This window comes from Flavobacterium psychrotolerans (assembly GCF_003097635.1).
Lineage (GTDB): Bacteria > Bacteroidota > Bacteroidia > Flavobacteriales > Flavobacteriaceae > Flavobacterium > Flavobacterium psychrotolerans.
Window position 1 is genome coordinate 1 of the sequence record NZ_QCZI01000019.1, and the last position, 24,173, is coordinate 24,173.

General features: G+C 35.4%; 19 protein-coding genes. 7 read left to right on the top strand and 12 right to left on the bottom strand.

Annotated elements, in window-relative coordinates:
- Positions 1–91: 91 nt before the first annotated feature.
- Positions 92–1,009, bottom strand: coding sequence for a GYDIA family GHMP kinase (locus DB895_RS12505; RefSeq protein ID WP_116725706.1), 918 nt, complete (start codon positions 1,007–1,009; stop codon positions 92–94).
- 117 nt (positions 1,010–1,126) lie between these two features.
- On the bottom strand, positions 1,127–2,443 hold the full coding sequence (locus tag DB895_RS12510) for a hydroxymethylglutaryl-CoA reductase, degradative (protein ID WP_116725707.1): 1,317 nt from the start codon (positions 2,441–2,443) through the stop codon (positions 1,127–1,129).
- A 179-nt stretch (positions 2,444–2,622) separates the two neighbouring features.
- Here DB895_RS12510 and DB895_RS12515 point away from each other — a divergent pair, with 179 nt between their 5' ends.
- Genes DB895_RS12515 through DB895_RS12535 form a run of 5 tightly spaced genes read left to right on the top strand, consistent with a single transcriptional unit; the run spans position 2,623 to position 10,327 of the window.
- Entirely contained in the window at positions 2,623–4,794 is a 2,172-nt protein-coding gene (locus tag DB895_RS12515) for a S9 family peptidase (RefSeq protein ID WP_116725708.1), read from the top strand.
- Between the two features lie 27 nt (positions 4,795–4,821).
- On the top strand, positions 4,822–6,498 hold the full coding sequence (locus tag DB895_RS12520; RefSeq protein ID WP_116725709.1) for a peptide MFS transporter: 1,677 nt from the start codon (positions 4,822–4,824) through the stop codon (positions 6,496–6,498).
- A 2-nt stretch (positions 6,499–6,500) separates the two neighbouring features.
- A complete protein-coding gene (locus DB895_RS12525) occupies positions 6,501–8,012 on the top strand; it encodes a peptide MFS transporter (protein ID WP_116725710.1) in 1,512 nt (503 codons plus the stop codon).
- 5 nt (positions 8,013–8,017) lie between these two features.
- A complete protein-coding gene (locus DB895_RS12530; RefSeq protein WP_116725711.1) occupies positions 8,018–9,823 on the top strand; it encodes a peptide MFS transporter in 1,806 nt (601 codons plus the stop codon).
- 39 nt (positions 9,824–9,862) lie between these two features.
- Positions 9,863–10,327 (top strand): thioredoxin family protein, encoded by a 465-nt coding sequence (locus tag DB895_RS12535; RefSeq protein WP_116725712.1) that lies wholly within the window; start codon positions 9,863–9,865, stop codon positions 10,325–10,327.
- Positions 10,328–10,331: 4 nt separating this feature from the next.
- Here the strand turns inward: DB895_RS12535 and DB895_RS12540 are convergent, their stop codons facing one another.
- The 5 genes from DB895_RS12540 to surE form a co-directional block, all read right to left on the bottom strand.
- Positions 10,332–12,347: a ComEC/Rec2 family competence protein gene (locus DB895_RS12540; RefSeq protein ID WP_317046175.1), complete on the bottom strand. Its 2,016-nt coding sequence runs from the start codon at positions 12,345–12,347 to the stop codon at positions 10,332–10,334.
- 127 nt (positions 12,348–12,474) lie between these two features.
- Positions 12,475–12,948, bottom strand: a complete 474-nt coding sequence (locus tag DB895_RS12545) for a C40 family peptidase (protein WP_116725714.1) — start codon at positions 12,946–12,948, stop codon at positions 12,475–12,477.
- A gap of 136 nt (positions 12,949–13,084) precedes the next feature.
- Positions 13,085–14,197: a lipid-A-disaccharide synthase gene (lpxB, locus tag DB895_RS12550; protein ID WP_116725715.1), complete on the bottom strand. Its 1,113-nt coding sequence runs from the start codon at positions 14,195–14,197 to the stop codon at positions 13,085–13,087.
- A gap of 39 nt (positions 14,198–14,236) precedes the next feature.
- On the bottom strand, positions 14,237–14,509 hold the full coding sequence (locus DB895_RS12555; protein WP_116725716.1) for a hypothetical protein: 273 nt from the start codon (positions 14,507–14,509) through the stop codon (positions 14,237–14,239).
- Positions 14,496–15,275 (bottom strand): 5'/3'-nucleotidase SurE, encoded by a 780-nt coding sequence (gene surE, locus DB895_RS12560; protein WP_116725717.1) that lies wholly within the window; start codon positions 15,273–15,275, stop codon positions 14,496–14,498. The genes DB895_RS12555 and surE overlap by 14 nt, the downstream gene beginning before the upstream one ends.
- A gap of 178 nt (positions 15,276–15,453) precedes the next feature.
- Here surE and DB895_RS12565 point away from each other — a divergent pair, with 178 nt between their 5' ends.
- Together DB895_RS12565 and DB895_RS12570 are read left to right on the top strand one after the other, a co-directional pair.
- Positions 15,454–17,706 carry a carboxy terminal-processing peptidase gene (locus DB895_RS12565; protein WP_116725718.1) on the top strand — a complete coding sequence of 751 codons (2,253 nt, stop codon included), beginning with the start codon at positions 15,454–15,456 and terminating at the stop codon, positions 17,704–17,706.
- Positions 17,707–17,847: 141 nt separating this feature from the next.
- Positions 17,848–18,597, top strand: coding sequence for a DNA/RNA non-specific endonuclease (locus tag DB895_RS12570; RefSeq protein WP_116725719.1), 750 nt, complete (start codon positions 17,848–17,850; stop codon positions 18,595–18,597).
- Between the two features lies 1 nt (position 18,598).
- Here DB895_RS12570 and rodA read toward each other — a convergent pair whose 3' ends face one another.
- From rodA to DB895_RS12595, 5 genes are read right to left on the bottom strand one after another with little or no spacing between them, the layout of a single operon-like run.
- The gene (gene rodA / locus DB895_RS12575; protein ID WP_116725720.1) at positions 18,599–19,855 is read right to left on the bottom strand and encodes a rod shape-determining protein RodA; all 1,257 of its coding nucleotides are present in this window, start codon (positions 19,853–19,855) and stop codon (positions 18,599–18,601) included.
- Between the two features lie 8 nt (positions 19,856–19,863).
- Positions 19,864–21,768, bottom strand: coding sequence for a penicillin-binding protein 2 (mrdA, locus tag DB895_RS12580; RefSeq protein ID WP_116725721.1), 1,905 nt, complete (start codon positions 21,766–21,768; stop codon positions 19,864–19,866).
- Positions 21,765–22,271 carry a rod shape-determining protein MreD gene (locus DB895_RS12585; protein ID WP_116725722.1) on the bottom strand — a complete coding sequence of 169 codons (507 nt, stop codon included), beginning with the start codon at positions 22,269–22,271 and terminating at the stop codon, positions 21,765–21,767. The genes mrdA and DB895_RS12585 overlap by 4 nt, the downstream gene beginning before the upstream one ends.
- Positions 22,264–23,085, bottom strand: coding sequence for a rod shape-determining protein MreC (gene mreC, locus DB895_RS12590; RefSeq protein WP_116725723.1), 822 nt, complete (start codon positions 23,083–23,085; stop codon positions 22,264–22,266). The genes DB895_RS12585 and mreC overlap by 8 nt, the downstream gene beginning before the upstream one ends.
- Positions 23,086–23,097: 12 nt before the next feature.
- A complete protein-coding gene (locus DB895_RS12595; protein WP_116725724.1) occupies positions 23,098–24,126 on the bottom strand; it encodes a rod shape-determining protein in 1,029 nt (342 codons plus the stop codon).
- Positions 24,127–24,173 lie beyond the last annotated feature (47 nt).

The following is a 24,173-nucleotide window of genomic DNA, read 5'->3' on the forward strand; positions in this document are numbered from 1 at the left end:
TGAGCCCGATACAATATCGTGCCCATTATTATCAAAATTAATTATAAATTTGTCCAAACTTTTGGGTTCAGTCTAAAGTCGGGATTTTTTTTTACAATATAATTTCGCTGCAAGGAAGAATCGTTTCGTACCCTTTTTCTTTAAAATAATAGGTGGGATTCTCTTTGGAAACAACCAATACAAAATCGCCGCCCCAAGCCCCAAGACTTTTTATGGTTCCAGTAAAGTCAGGAAATAAAGTGTCTTTTACAGTTTTGGTTTCTAAAATACCACTCATGATTTTTTCGTGATTTTCAATTTCTGATACAAATGTTTCAATATCTTTTGAGTGTATAATTGTCTTTGTAATTGTATCTATTGTGGGGATTAAACGGTCAACGGAATTTTGTTTTTTATAATAATTGTCAATGGCGGTTTTGCTGCTTTGTTTTTTATTGAGATAAACAAAATAAAGGTGTTTTGTAAAATCGGGGCTGAAAGAAATTTTCTCTATAATTGGTTTTCCATCAACCAGTCGGTACAGAATGGGCGTGTCGTTTTGTGCACAGGCAATATCATAGCCGCTGCCGCCAAAACTGTTTTTAAGTAAGGTATAAGCATCAATGTTGATCCATTGTGCAATGTTGTTGATTAAGGTTGATGAAGTGCCTAAGCCCCAAAATTTAGGAAAGGTAAGATGGGTAGTTGCGATGTAGCCTTTGGACTCATTTATAAATTTTGGATTTAAACGGTAAGCTTCATGCAAAATGGCAATTAAAGTATTTTTTTCGGGTTGGTTTTCAAATACCGTTTTGTTAACAATATCAGAGAAGGGAATCGTTTTTTCAAACCAAATGCTTCCGTCTTGGTCAAAACTTTTCCAACTAATTTCCTGTTTTGTTCCATTTTCAACTACTAAATCCTGTCCGAATTTTGTTGGTAAAGCAAAGGCTAATGCGCCATCTAAAACGACATATTCGCCGGTTATTAATAATTTTCCGTTGCTGTAGTATGTTTTTTTTGTTGTCATGACAGGTGTTTCGAGGCGTGAAATAAGGTGATTTTTTAACCCCGATAGAAGTGGAAATCCTTTTATTTTTTCTTTAAAAAATAAAAGATTGCAACAAATAGCGGGAATAGTTCCTAATTATTTTCTCAAATTTTCAATAAAATCAACCACTGCGGCATGTGAAATTGCGTTGGTTTTGAAATGGGTTTTTATTAAATGGCGTTCTTCATGCGAAGCTTCAAATTGATTGATGATATTGTTCAAATGCATTTTCATGTGTCCTTCCTGAATTCCGGTTGTAGTCAACGAGCGCAAAGCGGCAAAATTTTGTGCCAATCCGGCGACGGCAACAATTTGCATCAGTTCATTTGCATTGGGTTTTTCCAGCATTTCCAAAGAAAATTTTACTAAAGGATGCAAAGACGTCAAACCGCCAACGGTTCCTAATGCCAACGGGATTTCTATCCAAAAATAAAAAATACCGTCTTCAATTTTAGCATGGGATAAACTGGAGTAGTGTCCGTTTCGGGAGGCGTAGGCATGTATTCCGGCTTCTACAGCGCGAAAATCATTCCCTGTAGCGAGCACTACGGCATCAATTCCGTTCATAATTCCCTTGTTGTGGGTTACGGCTCGAAAGGGTTCTACTTCGGCAATTCTCACGGCTCTCACGAATTTCTCGGCAAAATCATGTGGGTTTTCAATTTTCTTCTCTCCCAATTCTTCAATTTTGCAGGAAACTTCAGCACGAACAACACAATTTGGCACATAATTAGACAATATGCTCATCACGACATGAATGTTTTTTTCTTCATCAGAAAACAATTCATATAAAAGAGCCTCCTCCTTTAATGTTTTGGAAAATTGCTCCAAACAGGAATTAATGAAATTGGCACCCATCGAATCTTTGGTTTCGAAAGTGGCATGCAATTGAAAATAATTTTCGATTAAATGGGTTTTGTCCCTTAATTCAATATCTAGGATTCCGCCACCCCGTTTTTGCATATTTTTGGTGATGCTTTCGGTTTCGGTAAAGAATTTATTTTTAGTTGCCGTGAAGAATTTTTCCAGTTTTACGACATCGCCTTCATAAATAAAATGAACTTGTCCTATTTTCTCGGTGTTGAGAACGGTAGTTTTAAATCCGCCACGGGTAGCCCAGAATTTAGCCGATTTGGCTGCCGCAGCAACTACGGAACTTTCTTCAATAACCATCGGAATGGTGTAATGCTTGCCGTTGATGAGGAAATTTGGTGCGACACCAAGCGGCAAATAGAAATTAGTGATGGTGTTTTCTATGAATTCATCATGCAATTGCTGGATTTTCGTATCGGTATTCCAATAATTTTTAAGCAGCACAACAGCCTCCAAGGGATTAGAAAAATACGCTTTGGCAATCCAGTTGATTTTTTCTTCTTTAGACAATTTAGAAAATCCGGAGACAGTATTATTCATTATCAATCAATTAAATAATTATTTTTCGCAAAGATAAGCTTTAGATGTTTTTATTTAGCAATAAGTTTATTTCTTTGAAATAATAAAATAGCATGTAAATGTTGCATTTAACACAAAACAATGCCATTATTTGTATTTTTTTCACTAAAATTGATGTCTTTTAGCTTTATACTTATTTTATGAATTTCAACAAAATTGCCTTCTCCTTTTTATTTTTGAGTATCACTGTTTTCGGACAACAAAAAATCACCGTTGAGGACATCTATTCGGGTGCATTTCGTGCCAAAGGGATGTCTGAACTACAGTCGATGAAAAACACGAATCAATATACGGTTTTGAATTTTGACAGGACAACCAGAAGCATGCAAATTGATTTGTACGATTTTGCGACTTTGAAGAAAGTTACCACATTAATTGACACTAAAGAAAAAAAAGAGCTGGCTGACGGAATTGACAGTTATGCTTTCAGCTCTGACGAAAAAATGATTTTAATAGCGTGTAATAGCGAACAAATTTTTCGTCATTCCTTCACAGCCGATTATTATTTGTACACCATCGCGACAAAAAAACTAAAAAAGTTGTTCGATTTTCAGGTGCAGGAACCCACTTTTTCGCCTGATGGGAAAAAGATTGCGTTTGCCAAAGGAAACAACCTTTACATCTATGATATCGCTGCCGACGAATCAACTCAAATTACCACTGACGGAAAGAAAAACAACATCATCAACGGAATTACGGATTGGGTTTATGAAGAAGAATTTTCTTTTGTGAGAGCATTCGACTGGAGTGCCGACAGCAAAAAAATAGCTTACATTCGTTTTGACGAAAGCCAAGTTCCAGAGTTTTCGATGACGCTTTTTAATAAAGATTTGTACCCAACGGTTGAAACGTTCCGATATCCAAAGGCAGGCGAAAGAAATTCATTAGTTTCATTGCATATTTATGATGTATTTGCAGCCACAACTAAGGAAATAAATTTAGGCAACTACGATAATTTTTACATTGCTAGAATGAAATGGACGAACGATGCTAATGTTTTGTCTGCTCAAATATTGAATCGTCATCAGGACAATTTGGATTTGCTTTTTATTGATGGTAATTCGGGAACCGCCAAAGTGGTATTGAATGAAAAAGACAAAGCTTACATTGATGTCACTGATAATTTGACCTTTTTGAAAGACAATAGTTTTATTTGGACCAGTGAAAAAGACGGTTTTAATCATATATATCTTTATGACAAAGCGGGAAAATTACGAAATCAGGTTACAAAGGGCCAATGGGAAGTGACTTCTTATTATGGTTTTGACGAAAAGACCAATACAGTATTTTACCAATCGGTTGAAAACGGTTCCATCAATCGTGCGGTTTATAAAATTGGTTTGGACGGTAAAAACAAAGTGCTTTTGTCAACGCAAACCGGAACCAATGCTGCTACTTTCAGTCCCAATTTTCAATATTACATCAATACCTTTTCAAGTGCTACACAGCCAACAACTTATGCTTTACATGAGGCTAAAAACGGGAATCAACTTCAGGTTATTGAAAACAACGAGGCATTGGCTACAAAATTAAAAGGTTACAATTTGCCATCCAAAGAATTTTTTGTTTTAAAAACAGCGAAAGGGAATGAATTGAACGCATGGATTATCAAACCAAAGGATTTTAATGCTTCAAAAAAATATCCGGTATTGATGTATCAATATTCCGGGCCAGGATCTCAACAGGTGAATAACGAATGGAATAGTGCCGACGATTATTGGTTTATGATGCTCGCGCAACAAGGATTTATTGTCGCTTGCGTTGACGGTAGAGGGACTGGTTTTAAAGGTGCCGATTTCAAAAAATGCACTCAAAAAGAATTGGGAAAATATGAGCTGGAAGACCAAATTGATGCTGCTAAAGCGCTAGCCAATTACCCGTATGTGGATAAATCCCGGATTGGAATTTGGGGTTGGAGTTTTGGCGGATTTATGGCTTCAAATTGTATCATGAAAGGGAATGATGTTTTCAAAATGGCAATTGCGGTGGCTCCAGTGACTAATTGGAGATTTTATGACAGTATTTATACTGAAAGATACATGCAAACCCCACAGGAAAACGAAAGTGGTTATGACGATAATTCGCCCATAAATCATGTAAACAAACTCAAAGGGAAATTCCTTTTGATTCATGGTTCGGGAGATGATAATGTGCATGTGCAAAATTCCATGCAAATGATGGAAGCTTTGATTCAGGCCAATAAGCAATTCGATTCACAAATTTATCCGGATAACAATCATGGAATTTATGGCGGAAATACTCGAATTCATTTGTACACCAAAATGACTAATTTTATTAAAGAAAATTTATAAAAACGAACAAATTTAACAAAATATAAAATGACAGATACACCAGTAAATACAAGACATCCAAAAGGGCTTTGGGTATTATTTGGAACTGAAATGTGGGAACGTTTCAATTTTTATGGAATGCGGGCAATCCTTACTTTATTCCTAGTAAATTCTTTAATGATGAAAGAAGAAGATGCATCCTTAATTTACGGTGGCTTTCTGGGACTTTGTTATTTAACGCCAATGTTGGGTGGGTTTGTTGCCGATCGTTTTTTTGGAAATAGGAACTGTATTTTATTGGGAGGTTTGATGATGGCTGCTGGACAATTTTTATTGTTCTTCAGTGCAAGTGTTTTTGGTACCAATATAAGTTTAGCCACTACATTAATGTGGTCGGCTCTAGGAATTATCATTTTTGGCAATGGGTTTTTTAAACCCAACATCTCCAGTATGGTAGGTAGTTTGTATCCAAAACAAGAGAAAAGCAAATTGGATACGGCTTTTACTATTTTTTATATGGGAATCAATTTAGGGGCATTTTTGGGACAGTTGATTTGCCCAATTATTGGTGATGTTAAAGACAATGCAGGTATTAGAGATATTCACGCTTTTAAATGGGGCTTTCTTGCCGCATCGGTAGCAATGTTAATCGGGACAGCTGTTTTTTATGTTTTAAAAAATAAGTATGTAGTTACGCCAGAAGGTAAGCCTTTAGGAGGATTGCCATCCAAGAATGACGCATCCGATTTTGAAGAAGGAGAATCTCAAAAAGCAGTTTTTTCTCAAAAGGCATTAATAATTGCAGGGATCGTTTTTTTATCTCTTGGAGCAATAATTCATTTCGTTTTTGACCAAAATTTAATTTACACATTGATTTACTCTAGTGGATTGACTTTAGCAGGATTGATTGTTTCTGATACCTCGTTGACTAAAGTAGAGAGAGATCGGATATTTGTAATTTATATTGTGGCTTTTTTCATTATTTTCTTTTGGGCGGCTTTTGAACAAGCAGGTTCTTCGTTGACTTTTATTGCGGATAACCAAACCGATAGGAATTTCTTTGGATGGCAAATGCCACCATCGATGGTACAAATTTTTAATGGATTATTTGTAGTTGCTTTTGCGGTTCCATTTAGTATGTTATGGGATTATTTAAGAAGTAAAGATAGGGAGCCAATTTCACCTATGAAACAATCAATCGGTCTAGCTTTAATTGCGTTGAGTTATTTTATTATTGCTTACAATGTTAAAGATTTGGGTAATAGCGGACTTTTAGCAATCAAATGGTTGATACTTTTGTATTTAATTCAAACATGTGCAGAGTTGTGTTTGTCTCCTATCGGACTGTCATTGGTAGGAAAATTATCGCCAAAGCGTTTTTCATCTTTGCTCTATGGTGTTTTCTTTTTATCCAATGCTTCCGGTTATGCCTTAGCAGGAACTCTCGGGTCTATCATGCCTGCAACTGGAGATAAGTTCATTAAAGCTAAAGAATTAGGAATTGATTTACAAGCCGTTTTAGACAAAACAGTTACACCAACTTCGGAACAATTGCAGTTATTGTCTAAAAATCAAATTAGCGACCATAATCCCATTTTTGCAGGATTTGAGATTCATAACCTTTTTGAATTTTTCATGGTATTTGTAGTTTTAACGGGTCTTGCGGCGGTTATTTTATTTGCTTTGACTCCGGTATTGAAAAAACTAATGCATGGAGTTAGATAAATATGGGACAAAACTTAACGGTTGAAGAGATACAAAACTTTAAAGGCAAGTACCCTAAGCAATTGTGGTATTTGTTTTTTAGTGAAATGTGGGAACGATTCAGTTTCTATGGAATGCGTGGGATGTTGGTTATTTTTATGGTCAACCAATTGATGATGAATGATAAAGTTGCCAATTTGCAGTATGGAGCCACGCAAGCTTTTGTTTATGCCTTTACTTTCATCGGAGGTTTATTTGCCGATAAAATTCTGGGCTATAGAAAATCATTATTTTGGGGTGGAATTTTAATGATAGTTGGGAGCGTTATTTTAGCAATCGATCCAAAACAATTTTTCTTTTTTGGGATAAGTTTTACTATTATTGGAACGGGTTTTTTTAAGCCGAACATTTCTACTATGGTTGGGAAATTATATAAAGACGATGATAATAGGAGAGATGCCGGATTTTCTTTATTTTATGCAGGAGTAAATTTAGGTGCTCTAATCGGTGGATATTTATGTATTGCAGTGGCTAATGGGAATATGCTTTCTTCAGTAATTTCAGAACATTTAAGATGGAATTTTGCTTTCGGATTTGCAGCAATTGTGATGGTCATAAGTCTGTTAACATTTGTTCAAACTCAAAAATCTCTCGGCGATATTGGAATTTCTCCTTTGCTAAATTTGGAAAATTCCAAAAGGAAGACGTATGAATTTAGTACTTATTTAGGTTCATTATTGGTAATTCCCATAGTAATTTTGTTGGTTTCTAATTCTGAGTATACAGATATATTTATGTACATCATTGGTCCTTGTTCGTTACTGTATTTGCTATATGAAATGAAGAATTTTTCGATTCAGGAAAATAAAAAATTATTGGCGGCCTTGGTTTTTATATTATTTTCCATTGTTTTTTGGGCATTTTTTGAGCAAAGCGGAGGTTCATTAAGCCTTTTTGCCGCGAGTAATTTGAACAAAACAGTTCTTGGAGTCTCATTAGACCCTAATGGAGTGAACAATTCAGCCAATTCTTTTTTTGTGATTGCTTTTGCTGCATTGGTGGGATTGGTTTGGCTTTGGTTGGCTAAAAGAAAAATAGAACCCAATACTGTCATTAAATTCGGATTGGGATTTCTTTTCCTTGCTGGAGGATTTTATGTTTTTTATTACACTAAATTTTTTGCCAATGCCAATGGAATCACTTCATTAGATTTATTCACTTTTGGATGGTTTGTTATCACGTTTGGTGAATTGTGCTTGTCGCCTATCGGAATGTCAATTATGACCAAACTTTCACCATCTAAATTGCAAGCAGTGATGATGGGGATGTGGTTTTTGGCCAGTGCCTACGGTCAATATTTTGCTGGATTATTAGGCGCCAATATTGCAGGAGCTTCAGAAAATGCGACCAATTTAGAAAAGCTAATGATTTATGCTGATGGCTATAAGCAACTTGCTATTTATGCTTTGGTTGCAGGATTACTCTTGATTTTAATTTCGCCATTGGTGAAAAAACTAATGCAGGACGTAAAATAAAAATTATGAGTCAAAATACAACCGATCAGTTTTTTAAAAATCCCGTTTTAGGGCATCCTTCAGGATTATTTGTTTTATTTTTCACCGAAATGTGGGAACGATTTTCATTTTATGGCATGCGTTCCCTACTCATTTTATTCTTGACCACCTCGACTGTCAATGGAGGTTGGGAATGGACTCGTGAAAACGCATCGGCCTTATTCGGTTCTTACGTAGGCTTGGTTTATTTGTCAACCATGTTGGGCGGTTATTTTGCCGATAAAATCATTGGCTTCAGATGGGCCGTTGTCGTGGGAGCAATTCTGATGACATTAGGGCATGCTTCCATGGCGTTAGAAAGTGAATTTTCTATTTATTTAGGGTTGGTTTTATTGGTTTTTGGAAATGGTTTTTTCAAACCCAACATGACTTCCATAATCTCCGAAATGTACAAAGACCGTCCCGAGAAAAAAGATGGTGCCTATACTTTATTTTATATGGGAGTCAATGCGGGAGCTTTCTTCGGAATATTGCTTTGTGGCTATCTGGGCGAAAAAGTGGGTTGGAGCTATGGCTTTGGTTTGGCAGGGATTTTCATGTTTTTCGGGATGTTACAGTTTTGGTTGTCCCAAAATATTTTTGGAGATATCGGCTTGAAGCCGAGTAAGGAAAGCAAAGCAAAAGCAGAAGCTTTGGACACAGACAAAAGAAATCCGTTTACACCAATACAATTAGTAGTAATTGCTACAACCTGTATTTTAGGGTTGTTATGGATATTAAATGATCCTGCATCTAAAATTTCAGGAGGCAGAATAAACGTTTTTGGATTCCTGGGCGAAAACGGAAACTCCATTGCGATTGTTTCCGCTTTGGGTTTATTCATTGTATTGCTCCTTTATCGATTTACCCAATATTCCCAAATCACAAAACAGAAATTGATGGCAGTTACCTTCTTTGCCTTTCTAACCATTTTCTTTTGGGCAATATTTGAGCAATCACCAAACAGTTTGACCATTTTTGCCAACGATTATACAAATAGGGTATTGGTAGGGAATTGGAGCATAACTTTTTTAGTGATAAATTCTTTAATCACAATATTGCCATTGGCCATTATTACTTGGGTATTATCGATGTTGTTTTCGCAAACGTTTAAAAAGTACAAATTGGCAGCGTTTATATTAAGCACTAGCTTTATTATTATTTGGGGTATTGCCATTTGGATGTTGCTAAAAGATTTTTATACTGCGGGATATTTATCATTATCAGATGATATGTTGGGATTTTTAAAGATTGATAAGGTAACCACTGCATTAACGGAAGTTCCGGCCACATGGTTCTCTACCTTAAACTCATTATTTATAATTACTTTGGCGCCATTATTTTCAAAATGGTGGGAAAGCAAATATAATCCTTCCGCTAATATAAAGTACGGAATTGGAATGGGATTGCTCGCTTTGGGAATGGCTTGTGTGGCCTTTGGTGCAAATGGAATTGAGGCTGGAGCAAAAACAGCATCGGTAAGTATGATTTGGCTAATTTTAGTATATTTGTTCCACACAATGGCCGAATTGTGCATTTCTCCTGTAGGATTGTCTTACGTGAGTAAATTGGTTCCTGCCAGAATGATTGCATTTATGTTTGGAGTTTGGTATCTTGCAGTCGCAATTGGGATGAAAGGAGCGGGAATGTTTGGAGAAAATATTGATAAAATTGCAAACGAACACGGATTGAGTTATTTTTTTTGGATGCTGACTCTTATTTCCTTGACTGTGGCAGTGTTCTCTATAGTAATGTCGCCAGTGATCAAAAAATTGATGCATGGTGTTCGATAATGGCATTGTTTTTGAAAATAAATTAAAAAATAGATAAAGATGAAAAAAATAGTTGCAATAGTATTTTTGGTTATGGGTTCAATGGCGGTTCAGGCACAAGAGTTGGCCTGGGAAACTAGTATGGAAAAAGCAGTTCAAGTTTCCATGAAAACCAAAAAGCCACTACTATTATTTTTTACAGGAAGCGATTGGTGTGGATGGTGTATTCGATTGCAAAAAGAGGTGCTGAAAACTCAGGAATTTGCCACATGGGCAAAAGAAAATGTAGTTTTGGTAGAGCTTGATTTTCCAAGAAGATCGCCACAACAACCAGAAATTCAGAAGCAAAATAATGAGTTGCAGCAGTTGTTTCAAGTTGCGGGATACCCAACAGTTTGGTTTTCAAACCCAACGAAAAAAGACGGTAAAATAAATTTAGACAAACTAGGAAGTACAGGTTATGTTGCTGGTGGACCATCTAAATGGTTGGAAGCAGCCAACCAGATATTATCGGTAAAACAATAATTTCTCATTGTAATTTATAGAATCCCTTTTCACCAGTTGCGTGAAAAGGGATTTTTTCTTTGTAGCAGGTCGCTTTCCAAATTTTAATGTAGGTTTTATAATTAGAGGCATCAGCAACTACCATTTCGGGGCGGTTTTTTTGAAACAATCGTTCTAAATTTATTTTTGGGGATTGCGTAATCACCATAATATTTGGTTTTATGGTATTAGAATAGATGCCTAAACTATCAATAATTAGAATTTTCTTTCTGTTGAAATAGATAACATTTTGCAAAGGTTTTTGTTTTTCAACAGCGCTAAAGTTAGCAACCAAATAGGACTTAATTACGGTGTTTTTTACTACGTAATCTTTACTAAATAATGTAACGTCATTACCTGTTCTTTCCCCTATGAGTGTTGACTTTTTAACGTTAAACACAATTAATTCTTTTTGATTTTGAGTATTCCAAATCGTTCCAAAATAGGATACTTGAAAAAGCAATACAGTTACTAAAACGGCCATCATTTTGCTGGGATTCGGTTTCTTAAACCAAATGATTACAGCCGTTATCATTAAATATAAACTAATCAACATATATAAATTAAAGGGAATATCTTGAATGATAAAGCGTTCAAAAGAGGCGACCCAGTTGATGGTTTTATTCAATATATAAATACTCCATTCCAGCATTTTTGAAAGGACAAGAGGGATGTAACCTAATGCAGCCAAAACCATCAGAAAAACGCCCAAAGCCATGATTATCCCAAGTCCCGGAAGTATAATTAGGTTAGTAATAAAGAATAATCCTGGAAACTGATGGAAATAATAAATACTGAGAGGGAAAGCTCCAATTTGAGCCGCAAAAGAAACCGTTAGAATGTCCCAAAAATAGCTTTGAATTTTATTTTTTGGTGTCCAAATCCCTGATAGTAATGGTTGTAACCATAGTATGAAAAACAATGCTACATAACTCAACTGGAATCCCACATCAAACAGGAATGAAGGTTGGAAAAGCAAGATAAAGAAGATGGAGGCCAATAAGGTATGATAAACATTCGTTTTTCTTTTTAGGTGCATTCCAACTGCCACAAACGAAAACATGGTTACTGATCGAACTACTGAAGGCGAAAGTCCGGCAAGAAAGGCAAATCCCCATAACGAAAACAGAATGATGCTTAGTTTTAGGTAGGAGCCAAATTTGTTTTTGGGTAATGGCTTCAGTAAAAAGTTGATGAACAGCACAATGAACCCAATGTGTAGTCCCGAAACCGATAGTATATGAATGGCTCCGGCAAACTGATAGTCATGCAAAATTTCAGGAGAAATATCCTGTTGTTGTCCTAAAATTAAAGCGGCTACAACGTGTAATTCATCATTTGCAAATCCGCTTTCTTTTAAATTGGTTAATATTCTATTGCGAAGCCAATCCGAGTAGAACCAAAAATCGGTATCGATTTTAGAACTTATCTTGATGTCATAAGCATCAACATACATTTGAGCGAAAATGGATTTTTGGATTAAGTAATTTCCATAATCAAATTGGTCTGGATTGTTGATGGGTTTGTGTTTAATAATAGCTCCTTTAATTTGGATATTGGTTCCAATTTTCAATTTGGTGTTAACGGGGCTTCTGTAGAAATTAATCAGTATTTTTCCGGTTCTTTCTTTGTTGTCCAAACGCTTAACAATGGCTATGTACCGATCACTAAAGCTGGTACTCTTCAGTTTTTCTCTCAATACAACTTCAACCAAATGGTCTTTTTCGGATTCAGTTACTAGGTGTATATAATTGTTTTTTTTAAAATAATCTGTGTGGGTTACCTGGGTGGTTACTCCAATAAGAAAGGAAAGAGTGTAGAGGGTTGTTCCGAAATAAATCTTTTGGGTAAAATCTTTTTTTGAAAAAAAATATGTGGCCCAAAATGCAATAAAGGAAACAATTAACAGTAAGAATGCTGTTTCTGGATTTGGTTTTTCATAAAATGACAACATGATACCTAAAACGAACCCAATGGTTATTTTAGCTAATGGGAATTGCATTACTTTCATATATAGAACTATTCTTTATAATGGAATAAGTTAAAACAAACCATGATATGTCTAGACGGTTGGTTCAATTAACTTTTTCAAGAATCTAAAGTAGTTAATTTTAACAAGACAGTACGTGTTATAATGAAATTCTATTGGCTTGTGCAAAAGTTTTTTTGTAATAGGGTTCTTTTGTAGAGGAAACAATAACACCTTTTTGGGTAGAGGAATGAATAAATTTAATTTCATCGTCATTGACTTCGGTTACCAATCCGACATGATTAATCACGCTTTTTCCATTGGTTTTGAAGAAAATCAGATCTCCTTTTTGGATTTCATCGAGGTCAATTTTTGTTCCAATTTTAGCCATGTCTACGGAGGATCTTGGCAAGACAATGTCAAACTTTAGGAAAGTGGCATACATCAATCCGGAACAATCAAAACCTTGAGGCGTAATTCCCCCAGCTCTGTAATTGGCTCCGAGATTGTCTGTGGCGGTGTTGATTAATCGTTTTACCAGATAATGGGAATTTTCTTTGGATCCACCATAATCATTTTTCTCATTCGATTTCGTTTTTTTTGAATTACGTTCATTGTAAGTTCCCCTTTTCATGGCTTCGTTTTTAGACGTGACAATATTGGATGAAGACTTACACGCGCTAAAAAATACAAGAATAAGAAAGACGAGTAGGAGTTTTTTCAAAATAATTATTTTTACGAGTTTAGAAAATTATCGCTAAAAAACAAATTTAGGAAATATTTTTGACAATTAATTTTGCCGTTTTTTCGCTGGCACCAATTCCGCCCAATTTAGTTTCCAGAATATCATATTTTTCTAAAAGATGTTTTCTATAATCTGGTTCAAGTAATTTTTGCAATTCTATTTTGATGTTTTTCGAGTTGCATTTTTCCTGAATCAATTCGGTTACCACCTCTTTATCCATGATAAGGTTAACAAGCGAAATGTATTTTAGGGTAATAATGCGTTTTGCAATTTGATAGGATCCCCAACTCCCTTTATAACAAACAACTTCGGGAATTTTGAACAAAGCGGTTTCCAGTGTTGCCGTACCTGAGGTTACTAATGCTGCTGTGGAATGGCTTAATAAATCATAGGTTTTATTAGAAATAAATAGAACGTTTTTTGCCTTTAAAAAAGGCTTGTAGAAAGCATATTCCAGACTTGGAGCACCGGCAACCACAAATTGATAATTGGGGAAATCAGTTGCAACACTCAGCATTATTGGGAGCATTTTGGTGATTTCCTGTTTTCGGCTTCCTGGAAGTATGGCAACAATAGGGTTGTTTTCTAACTTGTTTTCTTTTTTAAAAGTTGTTATATCAACGGTTTTTCTATTATGGATGGCATCAATCAAGGGATGACCCACAAACTCTACCGCAAACTGATGTTTCGTCTCGTAAAAATCTTTTTCAAAAGGCAAAATTACATATAGTTTGTCAAAATCTCTTTTAATGTCCTCTATACGGTTTTCCTTCCAAGCCCAAATTTGTGGTGAAATATAATAATGTGTTTTTATTCCTTGTTCCTTTGCCCATTTTGCGATTCGCATATTAAAACCGGGATAGTCAATGAAAATTATCACATCTGGACGGAATTCTATAATGTCTTTTTTGCAAATAGTGATGTTATTTAAAATCGTTTTTAAATTAAAAATCACTTCAACAAATCCCATGAAAGCCAAATCTCGGTAATGTTTTACTAGTGTTCCACCAGCATTTTCCATTAAATCACCTCCCCAAAATCGGATATCAGCATTTGTGTCTTGTTGATAAAGCGCTTTCATTAAATTGGATCCGTGCAAATCTCCAGATGCTTCTCCGGCTATGATGTAGTATTTCATTTTTTACAAACGCTTATTCGTTCTTTTTATTTTATATCTTTAAACAAATAATGTTATGATGGTTAAAATAAGGGTTCCCAATACGACACCTCTTGCCATGATTTCTTTATCGAATTTCAGTAAAATAAAAAATATTGCGATATTCAAGATGGATCCCAAGGTTATAATTTTTCCTAGTTTACCTTCAAATTTCATGATTTGTATTCCTTCAATGAAAGTATATCCAGTAAAGAATTCCATGAAGAGATAACTGCCAATGGCCGAAGTTATGATTCCAATTAAAGCGCCAATTAATAAATCAGTTTTTTTCATTTAAATTCCAGGTGTTAAGTTGTTGTATCATATGATGTGCGGTCATGTCAAAATGTACGGGAACTACTGAAACATAGCCGTGTTCTAACGCCCACTCATCAGTATCTTCTCCTTTGTCCTGATTCACGAATTCCCCGGTTAGCCAGTAGTAATCTTTTCCTTGAGGCGTTTTTCGTTTGTCAAATTTTTCCATCCACAATGCTTTCGCCTGACGACAAATTTTTATGCCTTTAATTTCGTTTTCGGGTAGTTTGGGTAAATTTACATTTAATACTACGCCTTCGGGCAGGCCATTTTTTATCACTTCAATTGTAATTTTCCGAATAAACGATTTAATTTGTTCAAAATCGGCATTCCAGTCATAATCCAATAATGAAAATCCGATTGCAGGAATTCCTTCAATTCCGGCCTCAACTGCTGCACTCATCGTTCCGGAATAAATCACATTTATGGAAGAATTGGATCCGTGATTGATGCCTGAAACACATAAATCTGGTTTTCTATGAAGAATTTCGTTTACAGCAAGTTTCACACAGTCTACAGGAGTTCCAGAACAATTGTATTCAGTAATTGCTGCGTTTTCTGCCGATACCTTATTTAAATATAGGGTGCTATTTATTGTTATGGCATGACCCATGGCGCTTTGAGGTTTGTCAGGCGCCACCACGACCACTTCTCCAAGTTCCGACATTACTGCGATTAAAGCCCGAATACCCGGAGCCGAAATCCCGTCGTCATTCGTTACTAATATTAATGGTTTTTTCATTTTAACGTGTCGGTTATTGTGTCTAAATAATATAAGATAGACTTTGTTTGTCTTTTAAGAAACTCGGCAAAAATAAGCATTTTTAGCAGGAAGTTGGTAAATTCGTATCTTTAACAAAAAATTAGGCTGAGGTAAATTACTTGGCATGGTTTTTTGTGTAATTTAGTTTAAAAAATTAATGCATACTATTTTTCAATTTATGAAAAGGAATTATAAGATACTGTTGGTTGTTGTAGCCTTATCTGTTGGGCTTTGGAGTTTTATTCCGAAGACTCAGGGAGATCCTGAAAAAGATAAATTACTCCTTGAATTACTGACATTTGTCATTGAACGCGGTCATTATGATCCTGCTGCGATTGATGATAAATTTTCAAAAGGGGTTTATAAAGATTATATCGAAGCCTTGGATCCCTCAAAAAGATTCTTTTTGCAGTCGGATATAGATGAGTTTGCCCAATTTGAAACACAATTAGATGACCAAATTAAAAACAAGGACTTGTCGTTTTTTGAATTAACCCATGACCGATTATTGAAAAGAATTTCGGAGAGTAAAAGTTTTTATAAAGAAATTCTTGAAAAACCTTTCGATTATAATGTTCAGGAAGATTTTAATACCGATTATGAAAAATTGCCATTTGCTAAATCTACTCAAGAATTGAAAGAGAAATGGAGAAAACAAATTAAATTATCGACACTTTCCTCATTGACAGACCGTTTGAAGATTCAAGAAGACAAAAAAAATGGTATAGTATCAGATAAAAACAAAAAGAAAGCAGATGACTTGGCTAAATCCATACGTTTAGACCAATTTGAAAAGCCGAATGAAACGCCAGACAAGAGTCCGCCTAAAACTTTTGAACAACTAGAAAAAGAAACTAGAGAGAGTTCCCTAAAGTCATTGAATGAATACTATGATTTTGTGGGAGATTTAGATAGAAACGATTGGTTTTCTGTTTACATCAACGCCATTGCTACGCGTTTTGATCCGCATACCAATTACTTTCCGCCAGATGAAAAAGAGCGTTTTGACGTGAGCATGAGCGGAAAACTGGAAGGAATTGGAGCTAGGCTTCAGAAGAAGAATGACTATACTGAAATTTCAGAATTGATTTCTGGAGGTCCCGCATGGAGAGGAAAAGAATTGGAAGCTGGAGATGTTATTATGAAGGTAGCACAAGGCAATGATGAAGCTGTTGATATTATTGGGATGCATCTGGATGATGTTGTAAAAAAAATTAAAGGGCCTAAAGGGACTGAAGTTCGCCTTACAGTAAAAAAAGTGGACGGGACTATCAAAGTCATCTCCATTATTAGAGATATTGTTGAAATTGAGGAAACTTATGCTAAGTCGAGTATTGTTGAAAAAAATGGATTGAAGTACGGTATAATTTATTTGCCAAAATTCTATATTGATTTTGAAAATAATGATGGTCGTGATGCTGGAAAAGACATGGCTATTGAAGTAGACCGGTTGAAAAACGAAGGTGTTCAGGGAATTATCGTTGACGTTCGTGACGATGGGGGAGGTTCATTAAAAACAGTTGTTGATATTGCAGGATTGTTTATTGACGAGGGGCCGATTGTTCAGATAAAATCTGCTGGACGAAAAAAAGAAGTGTTGTACGATAGAGATAAAAAGACACATTGGGATGGGCCATTGGTTGTCATGGTAAATAGTTTTTCAGCTTCAGCTTCGGAGATTTTAGCGGCTGCAATTCAAGATTACAAGAGAGGAATTATTATTGGAAGTAAACAAACATATGGAAAAGGTACGGTTCAAAATGTAATCGATTTGAATCAATTTGTTAGAAATAGTGCCGTTGGCGATTTAGGCGCTTTGAAAACCACTACCCAAAAGTTCTACAGAATAAATGGAGGTTCTACACAGCTTGAAGGTGTTACTAGTGATGTTGCGATGCCTGACAGATACGCATATTTAAAGATGGGTGAACGTGATATTGACAATGCCATGCCTTGGGATAAAATTGATGCAGCCGAATATACTTTTTGGAACAAACAGACTAATTTTAATCAAGCCATTGATAACAGTAAAAAGCGAATTGCATCAAACGACAAATTTAAATTAATTGAAGAAAATGCCAAGTGGATTGACGATAGGAATAAAGAAAATGTTTACAGTTTAAATATCGATAAATTCAAAGCAGAGCAAAATGCCATCGAGGAAAAAGCTAAAAAATACAAATCGATAGCCGACTACCAAAATCAATTGAAATTTTCATCCTTACCAAAGGAAGTTGAAGCCATGAAAACGGATTTAGCTTTAAAAGAAAAAAGAGAAAGGTGGCATGAAAGTCTATCTAAAGATATTTATGTAGAAGAAGCTCTTAATATTCTTGACGATTTGCAACCTAAAACCGTTGTGAAAAAAGGTATAACAACATTAAAAAAGGATAAATTAGTAAAATCATAATAGAAGTCACTTTTTTGAATGAGTAAAAACCATTAATCATTTACAAGCATAGCGCTTCAGAAATTCAAAAATTTTTCTGGGGCGTTTTTGTTTTTCTGAATCATATGATTTCAGACTGAAGTATCAAATTTTATACTACTTATGATATACAAGTTGTTCTCCATTGCCCTAATTTTTTCCTTTTTCGGAACATCAAAAAGCAATATTCCTTCGAGTTTCGATTATTTTCCGACTTCAACAACAAACAAAATTATTAAGCATGATTTTTATGCGCTATCCTATAATGAAAAGTATGAACAAGCGGAATGGGTAACGTATTATCTTAAAAGCCATGATGGTACAACGAATCATTTTAAAAGGCCTCGTTTTATGTCGGATCCAAAAGTGAGCTCTGAATCGGCTCATTTGGATAATTATAAGAAATCAGGTTTTGATAGAGGGCATTTATGTGCCGCAGCAGATATGAGATTTTCTAAAGAAGCATTTGACGATACTTTTTATACTTCAAATATCTCACCACAAAAACATAGTTTTAATGATGGCGTTTGGAAACGATTAGAGGATAAAACGCGCTACTGGTCTCAAAAATATAATGGAATTTATGTCGTAACCGGAGGAGTACTTCAAAAAGATTTAAAAACTATAGGTCAAGAAAATGTTGCCGTACCCAATTATTTTTATAAAATATTGTTTTGTAATCTAAATGGTACCTGCAAAATGGTAGGTTTTTTAGTTCCACATAAGAAAAGCGATGCCGCTTTATATACATTTGTCGTTTCTGTAGATTCGATTGAAAAAATGACTGGAATCGATTTCTTCCCGCAATTAGAGGATAGAATTGAAAATAATTTGGAGCAAAAAAGCGATTATAAAGTATGGAGCTTTAATTAATCTACCACTCATTTACTTTGTTGGCATCCATTTTTAAGAAAATAAACAACAAAATGGTGAACCCCCAAAGTCCAGATCCTCCATAAGAAAAGAAAGGCAATGGAACCCCAATTGTTGGAAATATGCCCGCAACCATGGCTATATTTACAAAAAAATGGATGAATAAAATTCCAGCAGTGCAATACCCATAGACTCTGCTAAATTTTGTTTTTTGTCTTTCGGAAAGATAAATTATCCTAAAAATTAGACTTAGGAATAATGCAATTACTACTAATGAGCCCACAAATCCCCATTCTTCACCAACGGTTGTGAAAATATAATCGGTATGTTGTTCAGGGACAAAGCCACCTTTAGTTTGTGTGCCTTCAAGAAACCCTTTCCCAAACCAGCCTCCTGAGCCAATAGCAATTTCTGATTGGTTTGTGTTATATCCAATCCCTTTCATGTCTACTTCTTTTCCTAACAGAATATTGAAACGATCTCGGTGGTGCTGTTTGAAAACATGATCAAACACGTAGTCAACGGAAAAAACAAATCCTGAAATCAATACAAATATAACGACACTTGCCAGAATGTTCCGGTCTATTAATCTGCTTCTTAGATAAACTAGTGAAATCACCCCAAGCGCCATTAATGCTACTGCCCATGGTTCAAATATTAAGGCTAAAACAAATAAAATTATGGCAATAAAACCTGTCCAAAGGTACCAAGAAGGAAGTCCTTCTCGATAGAGCACAACAACAAACATGGTGTAAATTAAGGCACTCCCAGGATCATGAGGCGCAATAAGAAGGATAGGTAAAAAAATAATCCCTAAAGCTTGAATTTGTCTATTGACATCTTTTAGGTTTACTTGAACGTCACTCAGGTATTTAGCCAACGCCAATGCGGTTGCAGCTTTAGCAAACTCTGCGGGTTGTATTCCAAAAGACCCAAAGGAGTACCAGTTGGCCTGACCTTTTACGGTTTTGCCAAAAACAAATAGTCCAGCTAAAGAAAGGAGTGCGATTCCGAAAATCACTATGGAAAATTTCTCGTAAAACTTACCGTCAACGGATAAGATAACAAAAATGAGTGGAATGGTTAATCCAATATACATCAATTGTTTTCCATAAAATTGAGATAAATCAAAAATGAAACTATCATCAGATAATGATAGGGAAGAAGAATAAATATTTAACCAACCCATAATCACTAAAATGATATAGAGGGAAACACTCATCCAATCTAAATTATTTGTAACACTTTGGTTTTTCATCTCTGGAATTAGTTTTCAGTTCCTTCTTCAGGGGTAACATCTTTAGGTTTTTGTAGCAGCAAAGAATCAATTTCTTTTTTGCCGGTATATTTTGCATATTCAGCCTGTAGACTTCCTTCAAGCATTCTTTTTTCTAGATCGATTCGGGTAATTTTCTTTTTTAAATATTTTTCTATCATCAAACTGGTTATTGGTCCTGCCCAACGTGCTCCCCAATACCCATTTTCAACGAGAACGGCAATTGCTATTTTAGGATTGTCCTTTGGCGCAAATGCCACAAATATTGAGTGATCTTGAAGCTTGACTCTCTTGCCGTTTATTTTGGCAAAATTCTCGGCAGTCCCTGTTTTTCCGCAAATATCAATTCCTTCCACACGGAGTGAGCTTGCAGTACCTAAATTATATACATCAAACAAACCGTCAATCATAGGTTGGAAATATTTTCTATCTATAGTGGTTACATGTTTGGTTCGGAATTTTTTGTCAATGACTTCTCCTTCTATTTTTTTGATGATATGAGGCGTATAATAGAAACCATGGTTGGCTACTGCTGCCATCATGTTCGCTAATTGTATTGGTGTCATCAATACTTCTCCTTGACCTATAGCATTAGAAACGATTGCGGTACTTCTCCAGCCACCATTAGGATAAATTCGTTTATAGGTTTTGGAGGTTGGTGCTTTTCCTTTTTTCCCCGTAGGTAAATCATAGCCCATAAATTGGCCCAAACCGAAACTTTTTAAATGGTTACTCCAGACATCAACGCCATCTGCTGGTCTTACGTATTTATTGATGGTCATCATGTATGCAGTTCCGAAATATGCGTTACAGGATTCGTAGATGCCTCTATGTAGTTGCTGAGCTCCTCCGTGGCAGTGACATCTCATAAATCTCCCTCTGGCATAGCTGAAACCATGGCGACAAAAAACGGTTGTTTGCTCGTCTATAACACCCTCTTGTAAAGCAATTAAACCAGTTAGAATTTTAAATGGTGATCCGGGAGGGTACTCTGCTAATAAACCCCTATCATACAATGGCTTCGCAATCGAATCTCGGTAAAGCTTTGTGTAATTTTTAGAACGTTGTCTGCCCACTAAAATTGCTGGGTCATAGGATGGTGCTGTAACTAATGCTAAAATCTCACCCGTTTTTGGCTCAATAGCAACAATTCCCCCTCGTTTGTTTACCATCAGTTCTTCCCCATATTTTTGAAGTTCAGCATCAATAGTTAGATTGATGTCTTCTCCTTGAACCGCAATGGTGTCAAATTCTCCATCCTTATAAGAACCAATCTCTCGATTGTATTTGTCTTTCTGAATGTATTTCACCCCTTTTATACCACGTAAGGTAGTTTCGTAACTTTCCTCAACCCCTTGTTTTCCTAATAAATCGCCGTTATTATAATATGGATTTTTTTGAACCGTTTTTTCACTGGCTTGAGTGATAAATCCAAAAACATTTGCGCCATATGCAACTTGATAATCCCGAAGAGATCTCTTTTGGATGTAAAAACCTTCAAATTTTCTAATTTTTTCCTGAAAAGCGGCAAATTCTAATTTGTTCAATTGAGGTAAGAATACGGAAGGCAATCTTGGACTGTAAACTTTCGCTTTAGCGATAATACGGATGTATTCTTCTTTGCTAATGTTCAATAGGTGACAAAACTCTAATGTGTCAATATTTTTCAGGTCTTTTGGGATAACCATGATGTCATAAGAAGGCTGGTTCGCTACAAGTAACGTTCCGTTTCTATCATAGATATAGCCTCTTTCCGGATAGTCATATTGAATTTTTATTGCGTTATTGTCTGATTTTAATTTGAAGGAATCATTAATAATTTGCAAGTAAAAAAGCCTTAAGATTAGCAAAATAGTTGCTATAATGATTATTGTAGGCAATAATACTTTTCTCATCGTTTGCTTGGCTTAATAATATAGATGATGATAATGCAGATGATGGTGGTGAAAATCGTACTGAGTAGCGTTTTTAGTAAAATTTCCCAAATGAAGTTCAGTCTGAAAACTTCCAGTAAAAATAAGGCGAAATGATGAATTATTACCGAAATTAGAATGAATGAAAATCGTTCTGGTGTTAATGAATCATTCAGTTTTACTGTTTGGTATTCGTAACTCAACCCAAATGAAAATTTAAAAACAGAAGGCCTGAAATAGGCTAAAGCCAAACTTGATGCTGCATGAACTCCCCCAGAATTACAGAACATATCCATGATAATTCCCAATAAAAAACTGGAGACCAAAAGCCCCGATTTATTGCCATTAACAGGATATAGAATTATAAATAAAATATAAGGATAGGGGTTTATGTAACCCAAAAAATTCACATTATTGAAAACGAGAATTTGAGCTGCTAATAGCAGTATAAATCGAGCCATATTTACTAATAAAGCGCTATTCATTTTCTTTTTTCTCTAAATTGGTAATTTCTTCTCGATCTTTACTTTTAATAATATAAACATGCCCCAAATTCGTCATGTCATTGAAAAGTTTTACGTTCAGGGTGTAGTAATTGGTTTGATTGTCAATGTAAATTTTATCAATAGTGCCAATGCCTATATTTTCTGGAAATATAACGGATTGACCTCCAGTTACGATAGTATCTCCTTTTCTTACGGATGCCAATCTTGGGACATCTATTAATTGGACAAATCCAGTGCTCTTTCCGTTCCAAACCAATGAGCCAAAATGATTTGATTTTTTTATTTTTGCGTTAATTTGCGATTTTACATTTAAGATACTGATGATAGTTGCATAATTTTTTGAAGTTTTATCTACAATTCCAATAATACCAGCACTGTTTACAACCCCCATATCCGATTTTACCCCATCAGCTGAGCCACTGTTGATGGTGAGGTAATTTTCATAAACATTATAGGAATTATGAATTATTTTAGAAACTATAATGTTAGCTTTGTCAACTCCTTTTATCGAGTCTATTTTTGGAATTGAAGTAGTATCTTCAGCATTAAAGATGATGCTTTTTAATCTGGCATTTTCAAGTGCCAATTCATCATTTTGAGTTTTAAGATTCAAATATTCTCTAAAGGAATTAACTCTTTCATAAACACCGCCAGTCAGAAAATTAGCAGAACTAATCACTTTGCTACGGTGGTACGAATGGGATTGTATAGTCAACACTAACGAAACAACCAAAAGCAGCAAAAACAGCAATCTATGGCTGTTTTTAAATATAAAATTAAATATTTGCTGCATTAATTAGGCGTATTATTTTATTAAAACACTTCTAAATTTAGGAATGTTTTTAAGGGCCATTCCTGTTCCTCGAACAACAGCTCTTAAAGGGTCTTCTGCAATATAAACAGGTAAATCCGTTTTTTGCGAAATTCTTTTGTCAAGACCTCTCAGCATTGAGCCACCACCGGCAAGGTAAATCCCTGTGTTGTAGATGTCAGCCGCTAATTCAGGGGGTGTTTGTGATAAAGTTTCCATAACTGCATCTTCAATTCGTTGAATAGATTTATCCAATGCTTTGGCAATTTCTCTGTATGAAACATCAACTTGTTTCGGTTTTCCAGTTAATAAATCTCTACCCTGAACCGACATGTCTTCTGGTGGTGTTTCTAATTCTTCTATTGCAGCACCAATAGTAATTTTTATTTTTTCAGCCGTACTTTCTCCAACAAATAAGTTGTGTTGCGTGCGCATGTAATACACAATGTCATTGGTAAAAACATCACCCGCAATTTTAACTGATTTGTCGCAAACAATTCCGCCTAAAGCGATAACCGCTATTTCAGTTGTTCCACCACCAATATCTACAATCATGTTTCCCTTTGGTTGCATAATGTCAATACCAATACCAATAGCTGCAGCCATTGGTTCGTGAATCAAATAGACTTCTTTTCCGTTTACTCTCTCGCAGGATTCTTTTACCGCGCGCATTTCTACCTCAGTAATTCCAGAAGGGATACATACAACCATACGCAAGGCAGGAGTAAACATTCTTTTCTTTAATGCAGGTATGCTTTTAATGAACATACTGATCATTTTTTCCGAGGCATCAAAATCTGCAATAACACCATCTTTCAATGGTCGAATGGTTTTTATGTTTTCATGGGTTTTACCTTGCATCATATTTGCCTCTTTACCTACGGCAATTATTTTACCAGATACTCTATCACGAGCAACTATAGATGGACAATCAATGACAACTTTGTCATTGTGAATAATCAGTGTATTAGCGGTGCCAAGGTCTATCGCGATATCCTCAGTCATGAAATCAAAAAATCCCATAAGTTTTTTAAGGGTTTAATTATTTATTAATATAATAACGTGCAAAG